The following is a 20,993-nucleotide window of genomic DNA, read 5'->3' on the forward strand; positions in this document are numbered from 1 at the left end:
AATGAAATGGTTCTACGATCTTAGAATCGCCACCAAACTGATCACTTCATTTCTTGTGGTGCTGGCGCTGACCGCCGTCATGGGGGTGTTCTCGATTATCCAACTGGGCGAGGTCAATGGCACCACCGTCGAGATCCGGGAAAACTGGATGCCTTCCATGCGTGCCGCCTCGGGTATGCGCTTCTATGGGGCGAACTATCGTCTCAAGGAGAACCGTCACATTACCGCCGATTCCGAACAGGAACGCGCCACCGTCGAGCAGGAAGCCGAAGAAGCCAAAAAAGGCTTTGAAACACGCCTGGCGATCTATGAAAAACTGGTCTCCAACGCCGAAGACCGCCAGCTTTTCGAAACCACCCGCAATGATTGGGCGGCTTATCTCGTGGTCAGCAAGGACCTTTTTGCCCTGTCTCGGCAAAACCTGACAGAACAGGCTCATGCACTGCTCAAGGGCGAATCCAAGCGTCAATTCGATCTCGTGACAGCCGACTTGCAAAAACTGGTAGAGCTCAATGATGCCGGCGCTGGCGCGGCCAGCGAGCATGGCGCAGCGCTGTTCGAAAAATCACGCCTGTCGATTATTGCCGTGCTGATCGCCGCCCTCCTGGTGGGCGTGGGCCTGGCATTGTTCGTTTCGCGGATCATCTCCCGCCCCTTGAAACAGGCTGCGGCCGTCGCCGAGCAATTGGCCGAAGGCAACCTGAACGCGAAAATCGAAGGCGGCTCCAAGGACGAAACCGGCATGGTGCTCAGCGCCATGCAGAATATGGTGGGCAAGCTGTCCCATATCATCGGTGAAGTGCGTAACGCCGCGGATAACCTGGCCAGTGCTTCGGAAGAAGTCAGTGCCACCGCGCAATCCATGAGCCAGGCCACCAGCGAGCAAGCGGCCAGCGTCGAGGAAACCAGCGCGTCCATCGAGCAAATGAGCGCCAGCATCAACCAGAATACCGAGAACGCCAAGGTCACCGACGGCATGGCCAGCAAGGCCGCCAAGGAAGCCACCGACGGCGGCGAATCGGTGCAGCAGACCGTGGTGGCGATGAAGAAGATCGCCCAGCGCATCAGCATCATCGACGACATCGCCTACCAGACCAACCTGTTGGCGCTCAACGCGGCCATTGAAGCCGCCCGCGCCGGCGAGCATGGCAAAGGCTTCGCCGTGGTCGCCGCTGAAGTGCGCAAACTGGCTGAACGCAGCCAGGTGGCCGCCCAGGAAATCGGCGAGCTGTCGTCCAGCAGCGTCGACATGGCCGAAAAGGCCGGGCACTTGCTCAACGAGATGGTCCCGTCCATCAACAAGACCTCGGACCTGGTGCAGGAAATCAGCGCCGCCTCCGAAGAACAGGCTGCCGGTGTGGCGCAGATCAACACCGCCATGACCCAGCTCAACCAAGTGACCCAGCAGAACGCCTCCAGCAGCGAAGAGCTGGCCGCCACCGCCGAGGAAATGAGCAGCCAGGCCGAACAACTGCAACAGGCAATGAGCTTCTTCACCCTGGACACACCGCCCAAAACGGCCAGCCAGCCTTTGAGGATGGACCACACGCCGGGGCCGTCCAGCCGCAAGCCCGCCCGAACCGCCGCGCCCGCCGCGCCCAAGGCATTTGCCTACACCATGGCCAGTGCGCCGGACGAATCCGAATTCACTCGGTTCTGACGGTTCGTTCCCACAGGCTCGCTTAAAGGAGATACAGGCATGGGCGCCATCGCGACCACACGTCAAGCCGCCATCGCGGTTGAGGAAGAAGCGCAATTCCTGACGTTTATGCTCGGCACGGAAATGTTTGCCATCGGCATCCTGTGCATCAAGGAAATCATCGAGTACGGCAACCTCACGGTGGTGCCGATGATGCCGACCTTCGTGCGCGGGGTGATCAACCTGCGTGGCGCGGTTGTGCCGGTGGTGGACCTGTCGGCCCGTTTTGGTCGGCAGAACTCGGCAATCACTCGGCGTTCGTGCGTGGTGATCATCGAGGCCAACACCGAAGAAGGACACGCCCAGGACATTGGCCTGCTGGTAGATACGGTCTCGGCCGTGCTGGAAATCCCGGCTTCGCAAATCGAACCGCCGCCGAGTTTCGGAGCGAAGATCCGCGCCGACTTCATCAGCGGCATGGCCAAGGTCGACGGAAAATTCGTGATCGTGCTGGAGGTGGGCCGGGTGCTGTCCATCGACGAAATGTCCCAACTCGCAGAAGCCAGCCCGGTCGGGTTGGAAGTTGACGCCCTGTGAACGCTGACGCTTGCAAGGAACGCACTGCGAACTCACTGGCGCTCAGTGATCGAGAGTTCGGCCAGTTTCAATCCTGGCTGTACCAGGCCGCGGGCATCAACCTGTCACCGGCCAAGAAAGCCCTGGTGGCCGGGCGTCTGTTCAAGCGCCTCAAGCATTACGAATTGAGCAGCTACGGCGAGTATTTCAAGCTGATCATGAACGGCCAGCGCACCGATGAGTTACAGGTGGCGCTGGACCTGCTCACCACCAACGAAACCTACTTTTTCCGCGAGCCCAAGCACTTCGACTTCCTCCGTCAGCAGGTGCTACCCCACGCGGCCCCAGGCAAGGTCTTTCGCCTGTGGAGCGCGGCCAGTTCGTCGGGCGAGGAGCCCTACAGTCTGGCCATGACCCTGGCCGAAGGGCTGGGCACCACGCCCTGGGAAGTCATCGGCTCGGACATCAGCAGCCAGGTGCTGGCCAAGGCCCGCGCCGGGCATTATCCAATGGAGCGCGCGCGTACCCTGCCCCACCCACTGCTGGTGAAATACTGCCTCAAGGGCACCGGCAGCCAGCAAGGCACGTTCCTCATCGACCGGACGTTGCGCAGCCGGGTCAATTTCGTCCAGGTCAACCTCAACGACACCTTGCCGGAGCTGGGTGAATTCGATGTGATCTTCCTGCGCAACGTGATGATCTATTTCGACCAGCCCACCAAAAGCAAAGTGGTCGCCCGGTTGCTCCCCAGGCTCAAGTCCGGCGGGTACTTCATCGTGAGCCACTCGGAAAGCCTCAACGGCGTATCCGATGCGTTGAAACTGGTGGCTCCCTCGATTTATCGCAAGCCATGAGCGTCGCGATGATGGAAGTGGCCGAGGTGTACCTGGCGCCGGGGGAGTTTCGCTTTGCCACTTGCCCGACCCGCTTGCGCACCATCCTCGGTTCGTGCGTGGCGGTCACCCTGTGGCATCCGACACGCAAGATCGGCGGCATGTGCCATTTCATGCTGCCCAGCCGGGTGCGCTGCTCTACGGCCCTTAACGGCCTGTACGCCGACGAAGCCATTGAACTGTTCATCCGCCAGGCCAGGGCCCATCACACCGAGCCCGAGGACTACCAACTCAAGCTGTTCGGCGGCGGCGAGATGTTCCCCGAGCTGCAACGCCATGTGCCCTATGGCGATGTGGCGCGGTTGAACGTCAACGCCGCGCTGGAAATCGCCGCGCTCTATCGCCTCGACCTGATCGCCCAGGACATGGGCAGTACCGGTCACCGAAGCATCATCTTCGACCTTTGCACTGGCGACGTATGGGTCAGGCACCAACCAATAAGGACCCGGCATTAACCATGTCAAAAAAGATAAATGTATTGCTGGTGGATGACTCCGCGGTGGTGCGCCAGGTGTTGCTGGCAATCCTCAGCGACACGCCGGACATCCATGTCATGGGTGCTGCCTCCGATCCGATTTTTGCCATGGACAAACTGGCCCGCGAATGGCCCGACGTGATCGTGCTGGACGTGGAAATGCCGCGCATGGATGGCATCACCTTCCTGAAAAAAATCATGAGCGAGCGCCCCACGCCGGTAGTGATCTGTTCTTCCCTGACGCCCAAGGGCGCGGAAACCACGTTGCAGGCGATGGCTGCCGGCGCGGTGGAGATCATCACCAAGCCCACCACAGGGCTGAAGAATTTCCTGTTGGAGTCGGCGCCGGAACTGGTCTCGGCGATCCGCGCCGCAGCCCAGGTCAATGTCCGCAACCTCGGCAAGCGCCCCGCCCCGGTCGCGCTGACGCCAGCCACCAAACTGACTGCCGACGCCATGCTACCCGCCGCCAATGGCCATGCCATGGCGCAGACCACCGAACGTATTGTCGCCCTCGGCACCTCCACTGGCGGCACCCAGGCCCTGGAAGCGGTGCTGACTGCCCTGCCGCGGGTGTGCCCGGGCATCGTCATCGTCCAGCACATGCCGGAAAAATTCACCGCTTCGTTCGCCGCCCGGCTCAACAGCCTGTGCCAGATCGAGGTACGCGAAGCCCGCAACAATGACCGCATCCACCCCGGCCTGGCACTCATCGCCCCTGGCGGCAAACACATGATGGTGACCCGCAGCGGCGCGTTCTATCACGTGCAAGTGGTGGACGGCCCCCTGGTCAACCGCCATCGCCCTTCGGTGGACGTGCTGTTTCGCTCAGTGGCCAAGTTCGCCGGCCGCAACGCCACCGGCATCATCATGACCGGCATGGGCGACGACGGCGCCCGCGGCCTGAAGGAAATGCTCGACGCTGGCAGCACCACCGTGGCCCAGGACGAAGCCAGCTGCGTGGTCTTCGGCATGCCCAAGGAAGCGATCAAACTCAACGCCGCGCAACGGGTCATGGGGTTGCAGGAGATTGCCCAAGTGATTTTGCATCGGTAGCGAGGACTGACACGCGGCGCGGTGAAGGGGCTCTCGAATCAGTGTCAGCCTCGAACAAATCCCCAGCCTGACCGGAATGCCTTTGTGGCGAGGGAGCTTGCTCCCGCTGGGCTGCGCAGCAGCCCCCTCAATGGCCATTCAATCAACCTGATACACCGCGTCGCCGAGTTTTAGGGCCGCTGCGCGACCCAGCGGAGCAAGCTCCCTCGCCACGATCCTGACCACTCAGTGCTCCTTGACCAACTGCTTGAGCCGGCTCGCTTCAGGCTTTTTTGCAAAGACCTTCTGCGGCAGTAACAGCCACGCCAGTGCCGGCAGCAGGATCAAGGCACCCAGCATGTTCACCAGGAACATGAAGGCCAGCAAGATGCCCATGTCGGCCTGGAACTTGATTGGCGAGAAGGCCCAGGTCGAGACTGCCACCGCCAGCGTCATGCCGGTCAGCAACACCACCTTGCCGGTGAACAGCAGCGATTGATAATAGGCTTGGGCCAAGGTATCGCCGGCGCGCATTCGCGCCAGGATCACGCTCAACACATAGAGTGCATAGTCGATGCCGATGCCCACGCCGAGGGCAATCACCGGCAGGGTCGCGACTTTTACGCCCATGCCCAAGGCGACCATCAGCGCCTCGCAAAGAATCGAGGTGAGCATCAGCGGTAGCACCGCGCAGAGGGTCGCGCGCCAACTGCGGAAGGTTACCAGGCACAACAGGCTGACCGCGCCATACACCCAGAACAACATCTCGCGCATGGATTTCTTCACCACGATATTCGTCGCGGCCTCGATCCCGGCGCTGCCGGCGGCGAGCATGAACTTGACCTCCGGGACCTGATGTTCGGCGATGAACTGTTCGCTGGCTTCCACCACCCGGTTCAAGGTATCGGCCTTATGGTCGGCCAGGTAAACGTAAAGCGACAACATCGAGCAGCCCTGATTGAACAGCTCCCGCGGCGCTCGGGTTTGCACCGCGCCCAACGCACCGTCATTGGGGATCAGCTCGAACCATTTGAAGCTGCCTTCGTTGTAACCCACCGTGGCCATCTTGCTCAGCGCCGCCATGGAGGTGGTCGACTCCACGCCCGGCAGTTGCTCCAGGCGCCAGGCCAGCGCGTCCACCGCCGACAGGCTGGCGTAGCGGGTGCATTGATCTTCCGGAGTCTTGATCATCACCACGAAGATGTCCGAGCTGGCCGCATAGTTGCGCGTCATGAACAGTGCATCGCGGTTGTAGCGCGAATCAGCCCGCAACTCGGGGGCACCGGGATCCAGATCGCCGATCTTCAGATGCAGGCTCACGGCGAAACCGAACGCGGCCAGCAACAGCCCACCGACCATGGCGCCGATAGCCCAGCGCCGCTGGGTGAACAGATCGAGAAAACGCCACAAGGGATGCTTGGTCCGGGCCTGCAACTCGGCGGTTTCCGAACGCAGGCTGCGTTGTGCCGCCGCCGGACTGACACCGATGTAGCTGAGCAGGATCGGCAGCAGAATCAGGTTGGTGAAGATCAACACCGCCACGCCAAGGCTGGCGGTGACCGCCAGGTCCTGGATGACGCGGATATTGATCAGCAGCAACACGGCGAAACCCACCGCATCGCAGAGCAACGCGGTCATGCCGGCGGCGAACAGCCGGCGGAAGGTGTACCGCGCAGCCACCACCCGGTGGGTGCCACGACCGACGTCCTGCATGATGCCGTTCATCTTCTGCGCGCCATGGCTCATGCCGATGGCGAACACCAGAAACGGCACCAGCGCCGAATAGGGGTCCAGTTCATAACCGAGGATGGCGAGCAAACCCAGCTGCCACAGCACCGCCACCAGCGAACAGGTGACCACCACCAGGGTACTGCGCGCGCAACGGGTGTAGCCATAAAGCACCACCACGGTCACCAACACCGCCACCACAAAGAACAGCAGTACCTGGGTCAGCCCCTCGATGAGGTCGCCGACGATCTTGGTGAAGCCGGTGATGTGAATCCGCAGGTCATCGGTCTGGTACTTGTCGCGCAAGGCTTCGAGTTGCCGGGAAAAATCACCGTAATCCAGGGCCTTGCCGGTCTGCGGATTGATCTCCAGCAAGGGCACGAAGATCACACTGGACATGAAGTTACCCGCCACCAACTGACCGACTTCGCCAGAGCGGGCGACGTTGGTGCGCACCTGCTCGAGGCTGGCCGCAGAACCGTCGTAGTCGTCGGGAATCACCGTCCCCCCATCAAGCCCCTCCTCCGTCACGGCGGTCCAGCGGGTCGTCGGGGTCCACAACGACTTCATGTAGGGTCGATCGACACCCGGCAGCAGATAGAGCTCGTCGTTGAGCTTGACCAGGGTATCGAGGTAGTCCTTGGTGAAGATGCTGCCCTGGCGGACCTCCACGGCAATCCGCAACGAGTTGCCCAGGCCACTCAACTCACTGCGATTCTCCAGGAAGTTGGCCACATAAGGGTGGCCGGTCGGGATGGTTTTCTCATAACTGGCGTTGATGCCGATGCGCGTGGCTTGCCAGCCGAGCAACAAGGTCACCAGCAGACACAGCAGGATCACCAGCGGTCGATGGTTGAAGATCGCCCGCTCGGCGAAGTTGCCCGAAGCCTGGTCGAAGTCCGCCAGGCGGCCGATCACGGTTTGAGTTTTATCGTCTTTCAAGTCTGACTCCTGCTGCACGGGCCATGGCCCGATAGTGCTACACCGTGAAATTTCAAGGTTTGCCGGATATCCGCGGATCCTGGTCAGCGGCCACGCCGCTCAAACCGACGCTGGCCAGGCTGCCCTCAACGGTCTGCTGCACGGCGGCAATCGTCCCGCCGCTGCGGCTCTGTCGTTTGTCGAAGCTGCGGCCCTGGTCGTGGCTGAACAGAAGCTCACCGTTCTGGCTGGCCATCAGCAGGCTGCCATCGCGCAGTTCGACGGCGCTCGCAAGGGTCGATTCGATGCCGGTGTCAAGGCGACGCCAACTGTCGCCACGGTCATCGGACCACCAGGCGTTGCCGCGCAAACCATAGGTAATCAAGGCGCCGCTGCGGGTGCCAAGCAAGCCGAAGAAGCTGCCTTCATAAGGTGATTTCAAGGCTTGGAAGGACTGCCCCGCATCGCGTGAGCGCAACAGCAGGCCCCGCTCCCCCACGATCAGCAAGTCATGTCCCAAGGCACGGATGCCATACAGATTCAGGCCCTGTGGGTTGTCCACATGCTGCATCCACGGTTGCCAATTCTTGCCACCGTCCTCGGTGCGATAGATCTGGTTGTAGGCGCCGACAATGTAGCCGTGCAGCCGATCACTGAAGTACAGGTCAAGAAACGGCTTGTCCGGGCCATCGCTCAGTAAAAGCTGCGCCTTGCGCAGGTTGTCAGCGCCGCCCGGTTCCCCGGCATCCCGCTGCGCGGCGCGTACCGCCAGCGCCGCAGCCGTTTGGCCGTCGAGTTGTTTGTGCCAGGTTTCCCCGCCGTCCTCGCTGTGCAACACCACACCCAGATGCCCCACCGCCCAGCCCTGCTCGGCATCGACGAACTGCACCGCCGTCAGGCTGACGCTGACCGGCACGCGAGCCTGGCGCCAGGTCGTTCCCGAATCGTCCGAGAGCAGCACGATGCCGCGCTCGCCGACCGCCACCAGACGCTCCCCGGCCCGGGTCAAGCCAAGCAACACCGCCCGCGGTGCCTTGGCCGTCGCCAGTGCCGATTGCTGGAGCGCGGCGAACGTCGTGGTCGGTGCCGCGATGGCGCTATTGGCCAACAGACACGACGCCAGGACACAGGCTCCCCAGCGTCGGCCAAAACTCGCAAAGCATTGTTCAACGTTCATGTCTTATCCCACTTGGAAAATCGCCAGCGTCCGTGGCGAGCTTCACACTCGCCACGGTGCTCTCTGGTTCAACGCATGTTTTCGTTCGCCATGGCATCCGGGGTGTAGAAGGACGCCGAAGGGGTGGCGATTTTCTGGTACTGGACCGCCAGATCGTTGCTTGAAGCGTTGAGGAAGTAGGCGCCGGTATCAAGGTTGTAGCTGCCCCACATGACCTGGGACGTGAGGGCCGGCATGTCCGGTGCCAACAGCGTCAGCGAATACATCTGCCGTCCCAGTTTGCCCTGGGCGTCATAGCCGTCGACCAACAGGATCTGCCAGGAGTCTTCGTCCACGTAGTAGGTCCGACGCGGCACCACATGGCGCTTGCCGGATTTGAGCGTGGCCTCGACCACCCAGACCCGATGCTTCTCCCAGCGCACCAGGTCAGGGTTGAGGAAGTTCGGCTTGACCAGCTCGTCGCTCTTGACCAGGCCGGCGCGATTATTGTTGTAGGGAACGATCAGTTCTTTCTTGCCCGCCAGCTTCAGGTCATAGCGGTCGGTGGGGCCGAACAGCATGAACGCTTCGTCAAACAGACCGACGCCAGAGGTGACGAAGTCCGGCGTGTCATAGGCGATGTTCGGCGCCCGCCGCACTCGGCGCTGACCGACCAGGTACTGCCAGGCCGCACGGTTGGCCGGGTCCATGTCCCAATGGGTCATCAAGCCCTCACCGGCCTTGGAGGACGGCAGCTCGGTCAGCAGTTTGCCGACCTGATACTTGCCAGCGAAATTTTCCAGACTGCCGCTTTCGGCGTAGTAGGGAAACCGGTAGCTGAACAGGGCGCGGGTCGCCTGGACTTTCTTGCCACCAGCGGTCATCAGCCACGTATCAAACGGGGCACTGATGGTCTCGGCCCCCTGCCAGGACAAGCGATAGTTCCACAACACTTGCGCGCCGTTCTCCGGGATCGGAAACGGAATACCGCCGAAGGCACCGCTGACTTTCTCGGTCGCGACGTCCAAGGTGGCGCGGCCGGCATTTTTGGCGGTGTTGTCATAGACCCATTGCGGAGCCGCCGCCGAGCGGTGCGTGGGATACACGTCCAACCGATAGTCCGGGTATTTCTTCAGCAGAAGCTTGGTACCTTCCGCCAGCTGGCCGGCGTATTGCTCCATGTTCGAAGCCTTGATCGAGTCCAGCGGCTTGTCGCCGGCAAACGGATCGGGACGCTTATCGCCCGGTTTGTAGCCCGCCACGACCTTGGTATAGCCACCGTCCCAGGCCGGGATACTGCCATCGGCGTTACCGGCGCGCTCGGCACCGAAGGGCGTGAGTTCAGACTTCAAGCGTGCCACCTGTTCAGGCGGCGCCGCCGCCTGGGCCAGGCTCACGCCGGCCAGGGCCAGTGTCAGGAGGCAGGTGTTGAGTAAAGTGTTGTTCTGCATGGCGAATCCACCTTATTAGAATGAGGTTTTCACATAGAGCGAGACGAAGTCGCGGTCGGCCAGCGACTGTCCATAACTGAAATCGCCGTCCTCGCGCAGCCCGGCTTTGGGCGCGCCGAAGAAATTCACGTAGTTCAGGCCAACGTCCCAACGCTGCAAGTAGGTCGCCTTGACCCCGACGCTCCAGTCACCGGAGTGGGTGTTGCCGAAGCCCGCCTTGCTGACGGCCGAGGAACGTCCATCGAGTACCACGCCCATGCCAATCGGCACGGTCAGGTCGATCCCGTCCATCACTTGGAAATACGCCGGCTCCAGCAGCACCCGCAGCGCCGTGGCATCGCGAGTGGTGTTGGAATCCAGGGCCGCGGCGTTCTTGGTCACGCTCAAGGTACGGTTCCAGGCCAGTTCGGCCAGCGCAGAACCGCCGTCCCAGAAAGCATTGGGCGACAACAGGTAAATCGCCGACAGGTTGGCGTGGGCGGTTTTGCCCCGGGCAAACAACTCATTGTCACCGCCATCGACGTCCTGGCCAGGCGCGACCACTTGCAGATTGCTGACCAGCGGTGCGTTCCAGCGCACGGAGGTTTCACCGGCGAAGTTGAACGGCCCGTACGCGGTGGAGAAGCTGACACCGGCGGTCTTGATGTCTTCGGCGTAGACCTGGCGATAGGAACCCAGGATCGGCAACCCGGTGGCCGCCGAGGCCGGACCGTCGAGGTAGGCGTAAAGGCCACTCGGGGCTTTGTCGTGGTACTGCGCGGCGTAGAAACCCAGCTCCAGTTCTGTCCCGTCAGGCTTGTAGCGGATCTGCATACCGCCCTGCCCCGAATTGCGCGCCTTCAAGTCACCGGCATTGACGGTGTCGTTGCCAAACACTTCGCGCAACGGACCGCTGCCGTAGCCAATGGCATCGACATCGCTCAGGTAGCTGCCGGCGCCGGGGACGTTGGAGCGCTCCCACTCGAACTGATAGTAGGCCCCCACCGACAACTGCGGATTGATCTGCAACTGCCCGGAAATCTGATTGACCGGACGCAGGATTTCCTTGAACTGGGTCCCCGGCACGCTGAGCAACTTGACCACATCGCTCGGCCCCTGGGCGTTGGCGATACCGTTGCCGCCGTAGAACAGGCTTTCACCGTAGATGAGGCTGTGCCGGCCCACGCGCACCACGCCCTGGGAGTCTTCGCCAAGGTCACCGCGCAGGAACACAAAGGCGTCGAGAATTTCCGCGTCACGGCCGTGGAGCTTGCGGGTTTCGCTGAGGAAGTGGGGCTGCTCGCTGCTGTCGGTGTCCTTGTTGTAGATGTCGTCGTACCAGGCCGCGCCGCTCACGCGCAGCCCATAGTTCTTCTGGCTGAGGTCCATTTCGGAGAACAGGTCCAGGCGATTGGAGACCAGGCCGCGACTGAAATTCTTATCGCCCTGGCTCTGGATCGAAGGGTACAGACCGTTGGCGGTCGACGCGTTGGTCAGGCGGCTGTCCTGCCCCCGCAGGCGCCAGGCCTGGCTGTATTTTATGGTGTTGTCCCAACGCAGTTTCCAGTCGGTATCCCCCAGGTCCATTTGCATGGCCTGGACGCTTTCCACCATTGCCCCTGCGCTGCATAACGCCACAAACAGGGCGCAATGCCTGAAACCTGAGTACTGTTTAACGTTGTCCATGGAAGCTCCTCATTATTTTTATTTTCGGCATGGCTTTGCATGCGTGGCGCCAGCCAACACGCTTGGGTAGCGGCTTGCGCCGCGGTCTGAAGATCTGTGTTTCAGATGTAGGTGGAGGCCAATCCCCCATCGACGGGCAGATTGACGCCGTTGATCCAGCGCGACTCATCGGCGCAGAGGAACGCGATCACCGCGGCCACCTCATCGGCATAAGCAGGGCGTTTCATGCGATGGGCATCGGCCTGGGTCCGGGCCTCGCCGAGCATGCTGACAAAATCGCCAAGGATGGGAGTGAACACCGGCCCCGGCGCCACGCTGTTCATGCGCACGGAGTGCTCGAGGAACCATGGTTGCGCCTGCTGGTAGTTCCAGACAATCAAGGCTTCCTTGAAATACTGGTAGCAGGTCTCGTCCGGTACCGGGTACTCAGCGAGCCAGGCTTGCGCGGCGGCGAACCCTTCGATGTGCGCAAGCGCCTTGTGCAACGCCAGGCGCAACGGCCACTCGGCACCCAGGATCGAGGCGACGTTGACGATGCTGCCACCCGCGGCGATACGCGGCAGCAGTGCAGTGCTCAGGTGGCGCACACCCAGGTAATTGACCTTGGCCACCAATTGCGGATTCGCGGTGCCCGGTACCCCGGCAATGTTGCAGAGGCCATCGATTCGCGCCGGCAGTTGCGGCAACAGTTGGTCGATGTTCTCGGCACTGCTCAGGTCACCCTGGACAAAACCGTCCAGGGTCATGTGCGGTGCCTTGAGATCCACCCCGATCACCTGGGCGCCATGGCTGCGCAGCACGCTGGCAGTGGCTGCGCCGATCCCCGAGGAAACCCCGGTCACCAGCACAATCTTGTTGTCGAGTTTCATGTTGAGCCCTCTTATTTTTATAAACTCATTCCACGGGCCGACCACCCTCGTCGGCCGGTCTGCCTCAGAACGGGTAACGCGGCGCGGTATCCTTGACCGTCACCCACTGCCATTGCGTGTATTCGTCCCAGTCGGCCGGGCCACCCACGCTGCCGGCATTGCCTGAGTTGCCGCGACCGCCGAATGGATTGATGCATTCGTCGGCTACGGTTTGATCGTTGATGTGCAGCAAGCCGCAATTGAGTTGGTCGCCAATCGCCATCGCGCGCCCGACCGAAGGCGAAACGATGCCTGCAGACAGGCCGTACTCGGTGCGGTTGGCCAACAGGATGGCTTCTTCGTCGTTGGCGAAACTGACCACAGTGGCGACCGGGCCAAAGATCTCTTCATCGAATGCGCGCATGCCCGGGCGTACGCCTGAGAGCACAGTGGGTGGGTAGAAGAGCTGGTCAAATTCGCCGCCGGCTTCCAGTGTTGCGCCCGCCTTCACACTCTCCACGACGATTTCATGCACGCGTTGCAGCTGCCGGTTGTTGATCAAAGGCCCCAACACCGCTTCACCACGAGCCGCATTGCCGACGGTGATTGCCCGGGCTTTATCGGTCAGCCTCTGGATCAACTCTTGGGCAATCGACTCATGGACCAGGATGCGCCCAGTGGCCATGCAGATTTGTCCCTGATGCAACCAGGCGCCCCAGGCGGCATTGCTGGCGGCCAGGTCAAGATCGGCGTCTTCGAGCACAATCAACGAGTTCTTGCCGCCCAACTCCAGGGCCACTTTCTTCAGGTGACGGCCCGCCAGTTCCGCGACCTTGCGGCCCGCCGCAGTGGAGCCGGTGAAGGCGATCATTCGTACATGCGGGTCACGACACAGCGCTTCACCCGCCGGTGCACCGCCGGGCAACACCTGCAACAGGCCTTTGGGCAAACCAGCGGCTTCGAATAACCGGGCAATGATGTAACCACCACTGACTGGGGTCTGCGGATCGGGCTTGAGCACCACGGCGTTGCCGGCCGCCAGCGCTGGCGCAACCGAACGCAGGGAGAGCACCAGGGGAAAGTTGAATGGAGAAATCACCCCGACCACGCCGTGGGGCAACCGCCGCGCATATGACAAGCGCCCAGCCTCGCTGGGCAGCACCAGGCCATGGGGTTGCGACAGCAGGCCGGCCGCCTGATGCAACAAGACAATCGCCTCACGGACCTCATGCTCACCCTTGAACAGGCTGCCGCCACTTTCCCGGGCGATATACAGCGCCAGTTCGGCAAAGTGTTGCTGGGCCAGTGCCGCCGCCTTGCGAAAGATGCCCGCCCGTTCCCGTGGCCCCAGCGCCGCCCAGGCCGGCTGGGCACGCGCGGCGGTAAGACTGGCCAAGGCGACATCGGCGGCATCCGCCAGCCCGGTGACGGTCAGCACCTCGCCGGTGGCTGGCTCATACACGCTGTTGGTGCCACCTAGCGGCCGTATCCAATCGCCGTTGAAGATGCGCTCGTACCACAGCTCGTCCCGCAGAAAATCAGAGGGTTCACTTACCGACATTTCGGCCTCCCGGCTCTTGTGATTGTTATCGCCCGACGCCGCCTGGCTGAAGCGGTGAGGTCGTGTGCGTTACCAAGCGCTAGAGCAAGGGCCATGCCGACTTGCGGTAAGCCACTGCTTTTTAGGGGGTGAAGGCTCTGGCCTGAAGGTTCCAGCGCGGCCCACGACGACTGATCGAAAAGCCCGTTGCCTGGCCGACCTGGCGGCACTTGTTCAAATGATAAAGTTATGCTTAATAACTATTTACCCAGTTGATCATTTCGATCAGTCAACTCGCCCAGGGGCATAACAATGAATAATCCCCACTCGCTGTTCCCCAGCCTTGCGCTCACCGAGGAGCATTTCTCGCCACGGGGGGACAGCACCCAACTGACCGAGGGCAACTCACCGACCCTGGCCGAACTGACCGAATGCCTGTTCTTCTCCCCTGTCGATGGACGCATCTGGCTCAACGACCAGCGCATGCTGCTCCTGCACAGCTCATCGTTCGGCGCGCTGCGGCGGGAGATCATCGATCGCCAGGGCCTGGAACAAACCCGGGGCCTGTTTACCCGAACCGGCTACCTGTCCGGCGCACGGGACGCACGCTTGATCCGTGAGCGCTGGCCAGACGCCGATGCCGCGGCGATTTTCTCTGCCGGCACCCGCCTGCACACCCTCGAAGGCATGACCAAGGTCGAGCCTTTGCACTTTAAGTTCGATGCCGACTCCGGCTTCTACGAAGGTGAGTTCCTCTGGCATCACTCGTGTGAGGCCGACGAACATATTGCCGCCTACGGGATCGGCCAGGACCCGGTGTGCTGGACCGAACTGGGCTATGCCATTGGCTATGTCAGCGGCCTGTTCGGTCGCCTGGTGATCTTCCGGGAAACCGAATGCCGGGGGATGGGTCACGAGGTCTGCAGAGTGGTGGGCAAGACTGCCGAACAATGGGGCGATGTCGAGCAGGACCTGAGCTACCTCACGGCATCGCCCTCCAGTCTCGCCCCCCGGCAACGCCCGGCGCCAGCGCCCGTTCCACAGGACGACGGGGAAATCGGTGGCCTCACGCCCATTGGCGCCAGCGCCGCGTTCAATGCCGCCACCCTCGCCTTGCAACGCGTGGCACCCACGCCGGCGACGGTGTTGTTCAGCGGGGAGTCCGGGGTCGGCAAAGAGCTGTTTGCCCGCCAGTTGCATCAATGCAGCCCACGGCATGCGGCGCCCTTCGTAGCGCTCAACTGTGCCGCGATCCCGGACAACCTGATCGAAGCCGAACTCTTCGGCGTCGAGCGCGGCGCCTATACCGGCGCGACGCACTCACGCCCCGGACGCTTCGAGCGGGCCCACGGCGGTACGCTGTTTCTCGATGAAATCGCCAGCCTCAGCCTGCCGGGACAAGGCAAGCTGCTGCGCGCTCTACAGGAGCGCGAGATCGAACGAGTCGGTGGGGGCCAGCCGATCAAGGTCAATGTGCGGGTGGTGGCGGCGACCAACGTCGACCTGCGCAAAGCGGTGGCGGCGGGAGACTTTCGCGAGGACCTGTTCTACCGCCTGAACGTCTTCCCCATCACCCTGCCGCCACTGCGCGAACGCCGCGACGATATTCCGCTGCTGGTCAACGCATTCCTACGCCGCTTCTGCCAGGACTACGCCCGCAAACCCGCCGGGCTGACCATGCGCGCCCTCAAGGTGTTGCTGCGCTACGATTTCCCCGGCAACGTGCGGGAACTGCAAAACATGGTGGAACGCGGCTTGATTGCCAGCGAGGATGGCCAGGCCATTGACCTGATCCACCTGTTTCGCAACGAACCAATACCCGAGCAGCTGTACTCCCTGGACGACAACGGCAGCCTGGCGGCGCTCGACCAGAAGACCGATGCCCCACAGCCGCGCCCGGCCTTGTTGGAAACCTTGACCCGGCTGGAACAAGGCTTCTCCATTGACGGCTTGGAGTCGCGGTTGATCGACGAAGCCTTGCAACAGAGCGAAGGCAACCTGGCGGCGGCGGCACGCTTGCTGGGGTTGAGTCGTGCGCAGTTTGCGTATCGGTTGAAAAAGTATCAGCAGGCGCAGGCCGAGTAACCCTCCTGAGGCGCCACCCTCGGGTAGACCATAACGCCGCTCACTTAAGGTTTACCTGGATCCCTGTGGCGAGGGAGCTTGCTCCCGCTGGGCTGCGCAGCAGCCCTTTTTGTGAGCGCTTCGCACTCAAGCGGGAGCAAGCTCCCTCGCCACAACAGCAACCGCCTCACACAGGGGAAATTGTCGCAAGCACGCCAATCAAAAGGGTCAACGCCAAGAACCCACCCAAAAAAATCGCCATCTTCGTCATGAACATTCCTGATAGAAAAGTGTGCCGCCCAACAGCCGAACCGCAGCATTATTCTGGGGTGGGGATCGGATGGGTTACAGGGGCAGCTGTCGACGAAAAATGCGGATCAGTACAGAAAGTCAGCGGCTCCACGCCCAACTGGGTTTGAGCGAGGTGACCGTGAAAGTGCGGCGCGGGTCGTTGATGCGCAAGATGCAGGCGGACTCGTTGGCGGCGCTGGTCAAGATGTCGGAAAAACTCAAGGACACTAGAGGCCTATAGACAAGTGCTCTGTGATCACGGCTATCATGCCGCTCGCCCTGTTCATGGGCGATGTTGCAGACCACCCCTCAAGGACTCAGGTATGACCTCTCTGCCGTCACGCGCCACCCTCCTCGTCTCCAGTCTCTTGCTCAGCTCGCTGTGCTTTGCCGAAGGCGAACCAACAGACGGCAGCCTCATCAAGGACTCGACCAAGGCAGCCGTCTCAAGCTTCATTACCGCTGGCAAGAACTTGCTGGGCGGCGTCAGCGAAGGCGTGCTCGATGGCCGCGAATCGGCCCAGGGCGCCGACGGCGCCGCGATCATTTCTTCCAACGAGCAACTGAAAGACCGCGTCTCCATCGAAGTCCTGAAGCTGGAGCCCGTTGACGACACCTTCAGCGTCACCCTCGGCTTCAAGAACAGCACCGACACGCAACTGCGCCTGATCAACCTCGGCCAAACAGGCGCCTTGCTCGCCATCGACCAGGCCGGTTACGCCAACAGGCTGGCAGGGTTTGAAAACCCGGATGAAGTCACCATTCCGCCGAAGACGGCCGTGCGGCAGAAGTTTGTGTTTGAAGGGTTGAACGAGGCGATCAGTTCGGTGCGGGTTTGGGGGCAGGATTATCGGGTTAAAAAATAGGGCTGGCGCTCACTTAACCAATCGAGTATCCAGGCCAAACCGCTCCTGCGAGACAAGCCTGAACTGATCCGCCGCCAAATCGCAGCTCACCAGCAGATTCCAGGAATGCTGAGTCACCGCCGAAGGAATCAGTACAAAGGGATACTGCGCCAGCAGGTCGTCAGCAAACTGCTGCTGATTAGGCGATGGTCGAGCCGGAGCAAGCCAGTTTGGGTTCGGTACGTCTTCGGCCTGAACCACTTTGATGAGCGCTGGATCCAGCACTTCAAAACATGTCAGTAGGTGAGGCACCCTATCTAATGCGTCGAATCCCAGGTGGGCGGCGACTTCCAAAATGGCCGTAGACGGGTCAGCCGAAGCATAGATGACCCGCCGCCCAGGCGGATTCCAACGGCCACCGGTTCGTTGCGCCCCAATGCCGCTGTCCCACGTATCCTTGTAGACCTCGCGGTCAAGGCGCCAAGCGTGCCATCGGCCGTCCCAGGGCAAAGGATTCATTGATAAACTCCGTGTTCAATGCGGGTCAAGTAATCCTCCACCGCCTGAAAACCCAGCGAGTTGTCGATTAGCTCCAATGGCACGTATCCATCCAGGTACTTGCAGGGTTTTTTCAGCCAGTCCTCAGCCAACTGCTGGCTGCCAAAGACGTCGATGGCGTGCTCCAGGGTTTGGGCATACTGGAAAGCAATCGTACTCTGATGCTGGTTCAGTCGTATTGGCTTGGTCTCCTTAGCGAGACGCTGGACGGTTCTGACGGATCTCCCTGTAATGCGCTGAACCAGGTCGCGCTCCATGTACAGAGTGGACGTAGAAAGCATGTCCCTCACGTCGCTTAGGTAAAAGCCTTCCTGCGCGTACCGGATAATCAGCAGGCGCTCATCACTTTTTCGACCATGTAACAGAACCTCCGTAGGCTTTCTGGTGACATCCCTCGTCCCCGCACCTGTTTTCCCCGTGGATTTGACGGCTAGCTTGTCTGCTTGCTTCGCTGCGGACATAACGTTGACCTCATTGCGACATTTGACGTAATCATAGCGCCAAATGTCGCGACAGCGGCAAATCGGTTCGTCGGCCTTGCCGTATAAGGTTTCAGGCATCGGTCTGTCCTCACGTTGTAAAACGAAGCTGAGCGTGCCGGATACCACACAGGGCACTGAGACAACGCCAGATCGTAAGTGCAGTACTTCCGAAGGCCAACCTTAAAAAGTTGTCAGAGACTTCCTCGTTTTCTCCCAAAGCGATCACTTGCCCGTAGGACGGTGTTCAATGACAGTCTGTGTGGCTACAACATCAAACGTCATTGCCTACATCCACTACAGAATCAGCTGGCTCTCGCCCCTCTCACCGGCTCAAAATTCAACGCAAGCACACTCACCAACACGATAACCGCCCCAACAATCACCATCGTCGCCGGACGTTCGGCCAGGACTAAAGAAGCCATCAACATCGCGCTGGGCGGTATCAGGTAAAGCGCCATGGAGGCTCGGCTCACGTCGCAGTGGGACAGCACGTAAGCCCAGGCGAGGTACGCCAGCGCGCTGGGGAAAATGCCGAGAAACAACACCGCCAGGTTCACCGAAGCCGAAGCCTGTCGCGCCGCGCCCAACACCCCCGGTGCGAAAATGAACAACAGGATTGTGCCCGACCACACGGTGTAGCAAACCATGGTCAAGCCGTCGTAGCGATGGGTATGGCGCTTCTGCAAAGAGAAATACACACTCCAGGACAGCGCCGCCAGCAGGATCAATAGTCCACGGGCGTCCATGTCACCCAAGCCCCGATCCCCCGTGACCACCACGGCAGCGCCCAGCAAGCCGCACAGTACACAGCCCCATTGCCAACCGCCGACCCTGTCCTTGAAGACAAAATGCGCCAGCAACGTGCTGAACAAAGGCGTGGACTGGGCCAACACACTCGCCGCCCCGGCACTGACGCCCCGCTGGCCGTAATTAAGAGCGATGTGGTGCAGACTCACGGCAAAGAAACCCAATACCGCCAACAACGGCAAATCCCCGACACGCGGCCAGGAAATACCCTTCGCCATCGCCACGACGGCCATGAACACCGAGGCGATGAGAAACCGCACCAACGCCAGCTGACCCGGTTCGTAGGCCTGCAAGCCGATGCGAATACCAATCGGCGAATAAGCCCAGCAAAGAATCACGAACATCGTCGCCAGGATCACTTTCACGTGGCGGCTGCTGGGGTTCTTCAAGCCTTCAAACGGCACACAACGGGTTTCCATTCAGAGTTCCTGCGCACTGAGCGTCTGGTCGATTTACCCTGAAGTATCAAAACCACCCATCATCAGTACAAGTGACTTAAACTTACCCAACCATTCACTTTGGATGAGCTATGGAACTGTCCCAACTGCGCATGCTCAAGACCGTCTGCGACACCGGCAGCATCGCCCGTGCCGCCGAAGTGCTGCACTGCGTGCCGTCCAACATCACGGCACGGCTCAAATCCCTGGAGCGGGAGCTGGGTACACCGTTGTTTTTCCGTGAAGGTCGCGGCTTGCGGGTCAGCCCGGCGGGCGAAGTGTTCCTGGGATACGCGACAAAAATCCTCGGCCTGACGGAAGAAGCCCGCCGCGCGGTCAACCCCAGCCACACGCCAAGCGGACCGCTGCGCATTGGCGCCATCGAATCCAGCGCCACGGGGCGCCTGCCGCAGTTATTGGCCAAATACCACGCGCAGTATCCTCAGGTGTCGCTGGAGCTGAGCACGGGGACTTGGGCGCAGTTGCTGGACGACACCCAGCACCACCGGCTCGACGGGGTGATCGTGGCGGTAGACGTGGAACGGCCCGGACTCAAGCGTGCCGTGATGTACCGCGAAGACCTGATGCTCATCGCCTCCGAGTCCCACGGCCCCTTGCGCAACGCGGCAGACCTGCAAGGCAAGGCCATCTTCATGTGGCCCCCGGGCTGCCCGTACCGCTTGGCCCTGGAACAGTGGCTGCTGCGCCATGACCAAGTGCAACCGATCATCAGCATCGCCAGCTATGGCGCCATCGTCGGCTGCGTCAGTGCCGGCGCCGGCGTCTCACTGGTGCCTCGGGGGATCTATGAGCAATACCGCCAGGGAGCTGGGTGGACAGGGTATGAATTTCCGGAGCTGACGGGCATCGATAACCTGTTCTACTGGCATGAAAACGCTGGCCGGCACCCTGCCAGAGAAGCGTTTTTGACGATGTTGAAGACGGAGTTTGAAGGGTAGCGGCAACCCCTCTTCACAAAAGTCATTGGGCTGCGCTGAGCAGCATCCCGCTGACCATCCTTGCGCACTCTTGTGCACTCTTGTGGCGAGGGGATTTATCCCCGTTGGGCCGCGGAGCGGCCCCAAAGCTCACAACTCGGTCCACCGACCCACACAACCCCCGTGGCGAGGGAGCTTGCTCCCGCTGGGTTGCGAAGCGACCCCAACCAAGCTGAACGCGTTCTGCCTGATGCACCGCGGGGGTAGGTTTCAGGGCTGCTGCGCAGCCCAGCGGGAGCAAGCTCCCTCGCCACGGGTCCTCATCAGCCTCGGGAGTTTGGCGAGAGCCCGACGCCACCGGCTGTTCAAGGTCCTTCGATCAGCCAGGTGATTGAATGTTTGCGGGAGTCGTTCATGGCTCGGCCGGTTCCAAGCGAGGCGGACTGAAGGTGCGTTTCGACTGGAAGCTTGGGCCCGCGCTTAGCAAGGATCTGCACAATTGGACCTGAGCGACTCAGGAGAGAGATCTGCTGAAATCGGCGTGATCGGACGGTTCCTACAGAACATGAAACCGTCGGCTCGTTTCCACGTAGAAGTCTCATGATTCCTACGAAGCTCTCGGAAACCCTCACCTTGTCCGCCTT

At 61.3% G+C, this 20,993-nt stretch carries 17 protein-coding genes and 1 pseudogene; 9 read left to right on the forward strand and 9 right to left on the reverse strand.

The window, feature by feature from the left end; all coding sequences use genetic code 11:
* Position 1 precedes the first annotated feature (1 nt).
* From QNH97_RS16620 to QNH97_RS16640, 5 genes are read left to right on the forward strand one after another with little or no spacing between them, the layout of a single operon-like run.
* Complete coding sequence (locus QNH97_RS16620) at positions 2-1,660, forward strand: methyl-accepting chemotaxis protein (RefSeq protein WP_283552983.1); 1,659 nt, start codon at positions 2-4, stop codon at positions 1,658-1,660.
* A gap of 39 nt (positions 1,661-1,699) precedes the next feature.
* The gene (locus tag QNH97_RS16625; RefSeq protein ID WP_283552984.1) at positions 1,700-2,236 is read left to right on the forward strand and encodes a chemotaxis protein CheW; all 537 of its coding nucleotides are present in this window, start codon (positions 1,700-1,702) and stop codon (positions 2,234-2,236) included.
* Positions 2,233-3,069 (forward strand): CheR family methyltransferase, encoded by an 837-nt coding sequence (locus tag QNH97_RS16630; RefSeq protein WP_283552985.1) that lies wholly within the window; start codon positions 2,233-2,235, stop codon positions 3,067-3,069. Before QNH97_RS16625 ends, QNH97_RS16630 begins: the two co-directional genes overlap by 4 nt.
* Entirely contained in the window at positions 3,066-3,563 is a 498-nt protein-coding gene (gene cheD / locus QNH97_RS16635) for a chemoreceptor glutamine deamidase CheD (protein ID WP_283552986.1), read from the forward strand. The genes QNH97_RS16630 and cheD overlap by 4 nt, the downstream gene beginning before the upstream one ends.
* Before the next feature lie 2 nt (positions 3,564-3,565).
* Positions 3,566-4,639: a protein-glutamate methylesterase/protein-glutamine glutaminase gene (locus tag QNH97_RS16640; RefSeq protein WP_283552987.1), complete on the forward strand. Its 1,074-nt coding sequence runs from the start codon at positions 3,566-3,568 to the stop codon at positions 4,637-4,639.
* A 225-nt stretch (positions 4,640-4,864) separates the two neighbouring features.
* Here the strand turns inward: QNH97_RS16640 and QNH97_RS16645 are convergent, their stop codons facing one another.
* The 6 genes from QNH97_RS16645 to QNH97_RS16670 all read right to left on the reverse strand — a co-directional run bounded on the left by QNH97_RS16645 (position 4,865) and on the right by QNH97_RS16670 (position 13,948).
* Entirely contained in the window at positions 4,865-7,288 is a 2,424-nt protein-coding gene (locus QNH97_RS16645) for an efflux RND transporter permease subunit (protein WP_283552988.1), read from the reverse strand.
* A 52-nt stretch (positions 7,289-7,340) separates the two neighbouring features.
* Positions 7,341-8,444 (reverse strand): WD40/YVTN/BNR-like repeat-containing protein, encoded by a 1,104-nt coding sequence (locus QNH97_RS16650; protein WP_283552989.1) that lies wholly within the window; start codon positions 8,442-8,444, stop codon positions 7,341-7,343.
* A 68-nt stretch (positions 8,445-8,512) separates the two neighbouring features.
* Positions 8,513-9,874: a DUF1329 domain-containing protein gene (locus QNH97_RS16655; RefSeq protein ID WP_283552990.1), complete on the reverse strand. Its 1,362-nt coding sequence runs from the start codon at positions 9,872-9,874 to the stop codon at positions 8,513-8,515.
* 15 nt (positions 9,875-9,889) lie between these two features.
* Positions 9,890-11,539 (reverse strand): DUF1302 domain-containing protein, encoded by a 1,650-nt coding sequence (locus QNH97_RS16660; protein WP_283552991.1) that lies wholly within the window; start codon positions 11,537-11,539, stop codon positions 9,890-9,892.
* A 101-nt stretch (positions 11,540-11,640) separates the two neighbouring features.
* Complete coding sequence (locus tag QNH97_RS16665) at positions 11,641-12,408, reverse strand: coniferyl-alcohol dehydrogenase (RefSeq protein ID WP_283552992.1); 768 nt, start codon at positions 12,406-12,408, stop codon at positions 11,641-11,643.
* 64 nt (positions 12,409-12,472) lie between these two features.
* Positions 12,473-13,948, reverse strand: a complete 1,476-nt coding sequence (locus tag QNH97_RS16670) for a benzaldehyde dehydrogenase (RefSeq protein ID WP_283552993.1) — start codon at positions 13,946-13,948, stop codon at positions 12,473-12,475.
* A gap of 291 nt (positions 13,949-14,239) precedes the next feature.
* Here QNH97_RS16670 and QNH97_RS16675 point away from each other — a divergent pair, with 291 nt between their 5' ends.
* From QNH97_RS16675 to QNH97_RS16685, 3 genes and pseudogenes are all read left to right on the forward strand, one after another.
* Positions 14,240-16,012 (forward strand): sigma-54-dependent Fis family transcriptional regulator, encoded by a 1,773-nt coding sequence (locus QNH97_RS16675; RefSeq protein ID WP_283552994.1) that lies wholly within the window; start codon positions 14,240-14,242, stop codon positions 16,010-16,012.
* Between the two features lie 379 nt (positions 16,013-16,391).
* Positions 16,392-16,523: pseudogene (locus tag QNH97_RS16680) on the forward strand (LuxR C-terminal-related transcriptional regulator); the annotation flags it as partial.
* An 82-nt stretch (positions 16,524-16,605) separates the two neighbouring features.
* Positions 16,606-17,148 carry a hypothetical protein gene (locus tag QNH97_RS16685; protein ID WP_283552995.1) on the forward strand — a complete coding sequence of 181 codons (543 nt, stop codon included), beginning with the start codon at positions 16,606-16,608 and terminating at the stop codon, positions 17,146-17,148.
* 9 nt (positions 17,149-17,157) lie between these two features.
* On the opposite strand, the gene QNH97_RS16690 is transcribed toward QNH97_RS16685, so the two are convergent.
* From QNH97_RS16690 to QNH97_RS16700, 3 genes are all read right to left on the reverse strand, one after another.
* Positions 17,158-17,646, reverse strand: coding sequence for an RES family NAD+ phosphorylase (locus QNH97_RS16690; protein ID WP_283552996.1), 489 nt, complete (start codon positions 17,644-17,646; stop codon positions 17,158-17,160).
* Positions 17,643-18,146 carry an Xre family toxin-antitoxin system antitoxin gene (locus QNH97_RS16695; protein WP_502944545.1) on the reverse strand — a complete coding sequence of 168 codons (504 nt, stop codon included), beginning with the start codon at positions 18,144-18,146 and terminating at the stop codon, positions 17,643-17,645. The genes QNH97_RS16690 and QNH97_RS16695 overlap by 4 nt, the downstream gene beginning before the upstream one ends.
* 323 nt (positions 18,147-18,469) lie before the next feature.
* On the reverse strand, positions 18,470-19,393 hold the full coding sequence (locus QNH97_RS16700; protein ID WP_283552998.1) for a DMT family transporter: 924 nt from the start codon (positions 19,391-19,393) through the stop codon (positions 18,470-18,472).
* 110 nt (positions 19,394-19,503) lie between these two features.
* Here QNH97_RS16700 and QNH97_RS16705 point away from each other — a divergent pair, with 110 nt between their 5' ends.
* Complete coding sequence (locus QNH97_RS16705; protein ID WP_092167272.1) at positions 19,504-20,370, forward strand: LysR family transcriptional regulator; 867 nt, start codon at positions 19,504-19,506, stop codon at positions 20,368-20,370.
* The last annotated feature ends 623 nt before the right edge of the window (positions 20,371-20,993 follow it).

The sequence above is a fragment of the Pseudomonas sp. G2-4 genome, from assembly GCF_030064125.1.
Taxonomy (GTDB): Bacteria; Pseudomonadota; Gammaproteobacteria; order Pseudomonadales; family Pseudomonadaceae; genus Aquipseudomonas.

Excerpts from the sequence above, each read along its gene's own strand:
- QNH97_RS16655 (WP_283552990.1), bottom strand. The coding sequence starts at position 9,874 with ATGCAGAACAACACTTTACTCAACACCTGCCTCCTGACACTGGCCCTG.
- QNH97_RS16625 (WP_283552984.1), top strand. The coding sequence starts at position 1,700 with ATGGGCGCCATCGCGACCACACGTCAAGCCGCCATCGCGGTTGAGGAA.
- QNH97_RS16690 (WP_283552996.1), bottom strand. The coding sequence starts at position 17,646 with ATGAATCCTTTGCCCTGGGACGGCCGATGGCACGCTTGGCGCCTTGAC.
- QNH97_RS16640 (WP_283552987.1), top strand. The coding sequence starts at position 3,566 with ATGTCAAAAAAGATAAATGTATTGCTGGTGGATGACTCCGCGGTGGTG.
- QNH97_RS16675 (WP_283552994.1), top strand. The coding sequence starts at position 14,240 with ATGAATAATCCCCACTCGCTGTTCCCCAGCCTTGCGCTCACCGAGGAG.
- QNH97_RS16700 (WP_283552998.1), bottom strand. The coding sequence starts at position 19,393 with ATGGAAACCCGTTGTGTGCCGTTTGAAGGCTTGAAGAACCCCAGCAGC.
- QNH97_RS16705 (WP_092167272.1), top strand. The coding sequence starts at position 19,504 with ATGGAACTGTCCCAACTGCGCATGCTCAAGACCGTCTGCGACACCGGC.
- QNH97_RS16650 (WP_283552989.1), bottom strand. The coding sequence starts at position 8,444 with ATGAACGTTGAACAATGCTTTGCGAGTTTTGGCCGACGCTGGGGAGCC.
- QNH97_RS16695 (WP_502944545.1), bottom strand. The coding sequence starts at position 18,146 with ATGTCCGCAGCGAAGCAAGCAGACAAGCTAGCCGTCAAATCCACGGGG.
- QNH97_RS16670 (WP_283552993.1), bottom strand. The coding sequence starts at position 13,948 with ATGTCGGTAAGTGAACCCTCTGATTTTCTGCGGGACGAGCTGTGGTAC.
- QNH97_RS16665 (WP_283552992.1), bottom strand. The coding sequence starts at position 12,408 with ATGAAACTCGACAACAAGATTGTGCTGGTGACCGGGGTTTCCTCGGGG.
- QNH97_RS16685 (WP_283552995.1), top strand. The coding sequence starts at position 16,606 with ATGACCTCTCTGCCGTCACGCGCCACCCTCCTCGTCTCCAGTCTCTTG.
- cheD (WP_283552986.1), top strand. The coding sequence starts at position 3,066 with ATGAGCGTCGCGATGATGGAAGTGGCCGAGGTGTACCTGGCGCCGGGG.
- QNH97_RS16660 (WP_283552991.1), bottom strand. The coding sequence starts at position 11,539 with ATGGACAACGTTAAACAGTACTCAGGTTTCAGGCATTGCGCCCTGTTT.
- QNH97_RS16620 (WP_283552983.1), top strand. The coding sequence starts at position 2 with ATGAAATGGTTCTACGATCTTAGAATCGCCACCAAACTGATCACTTCA.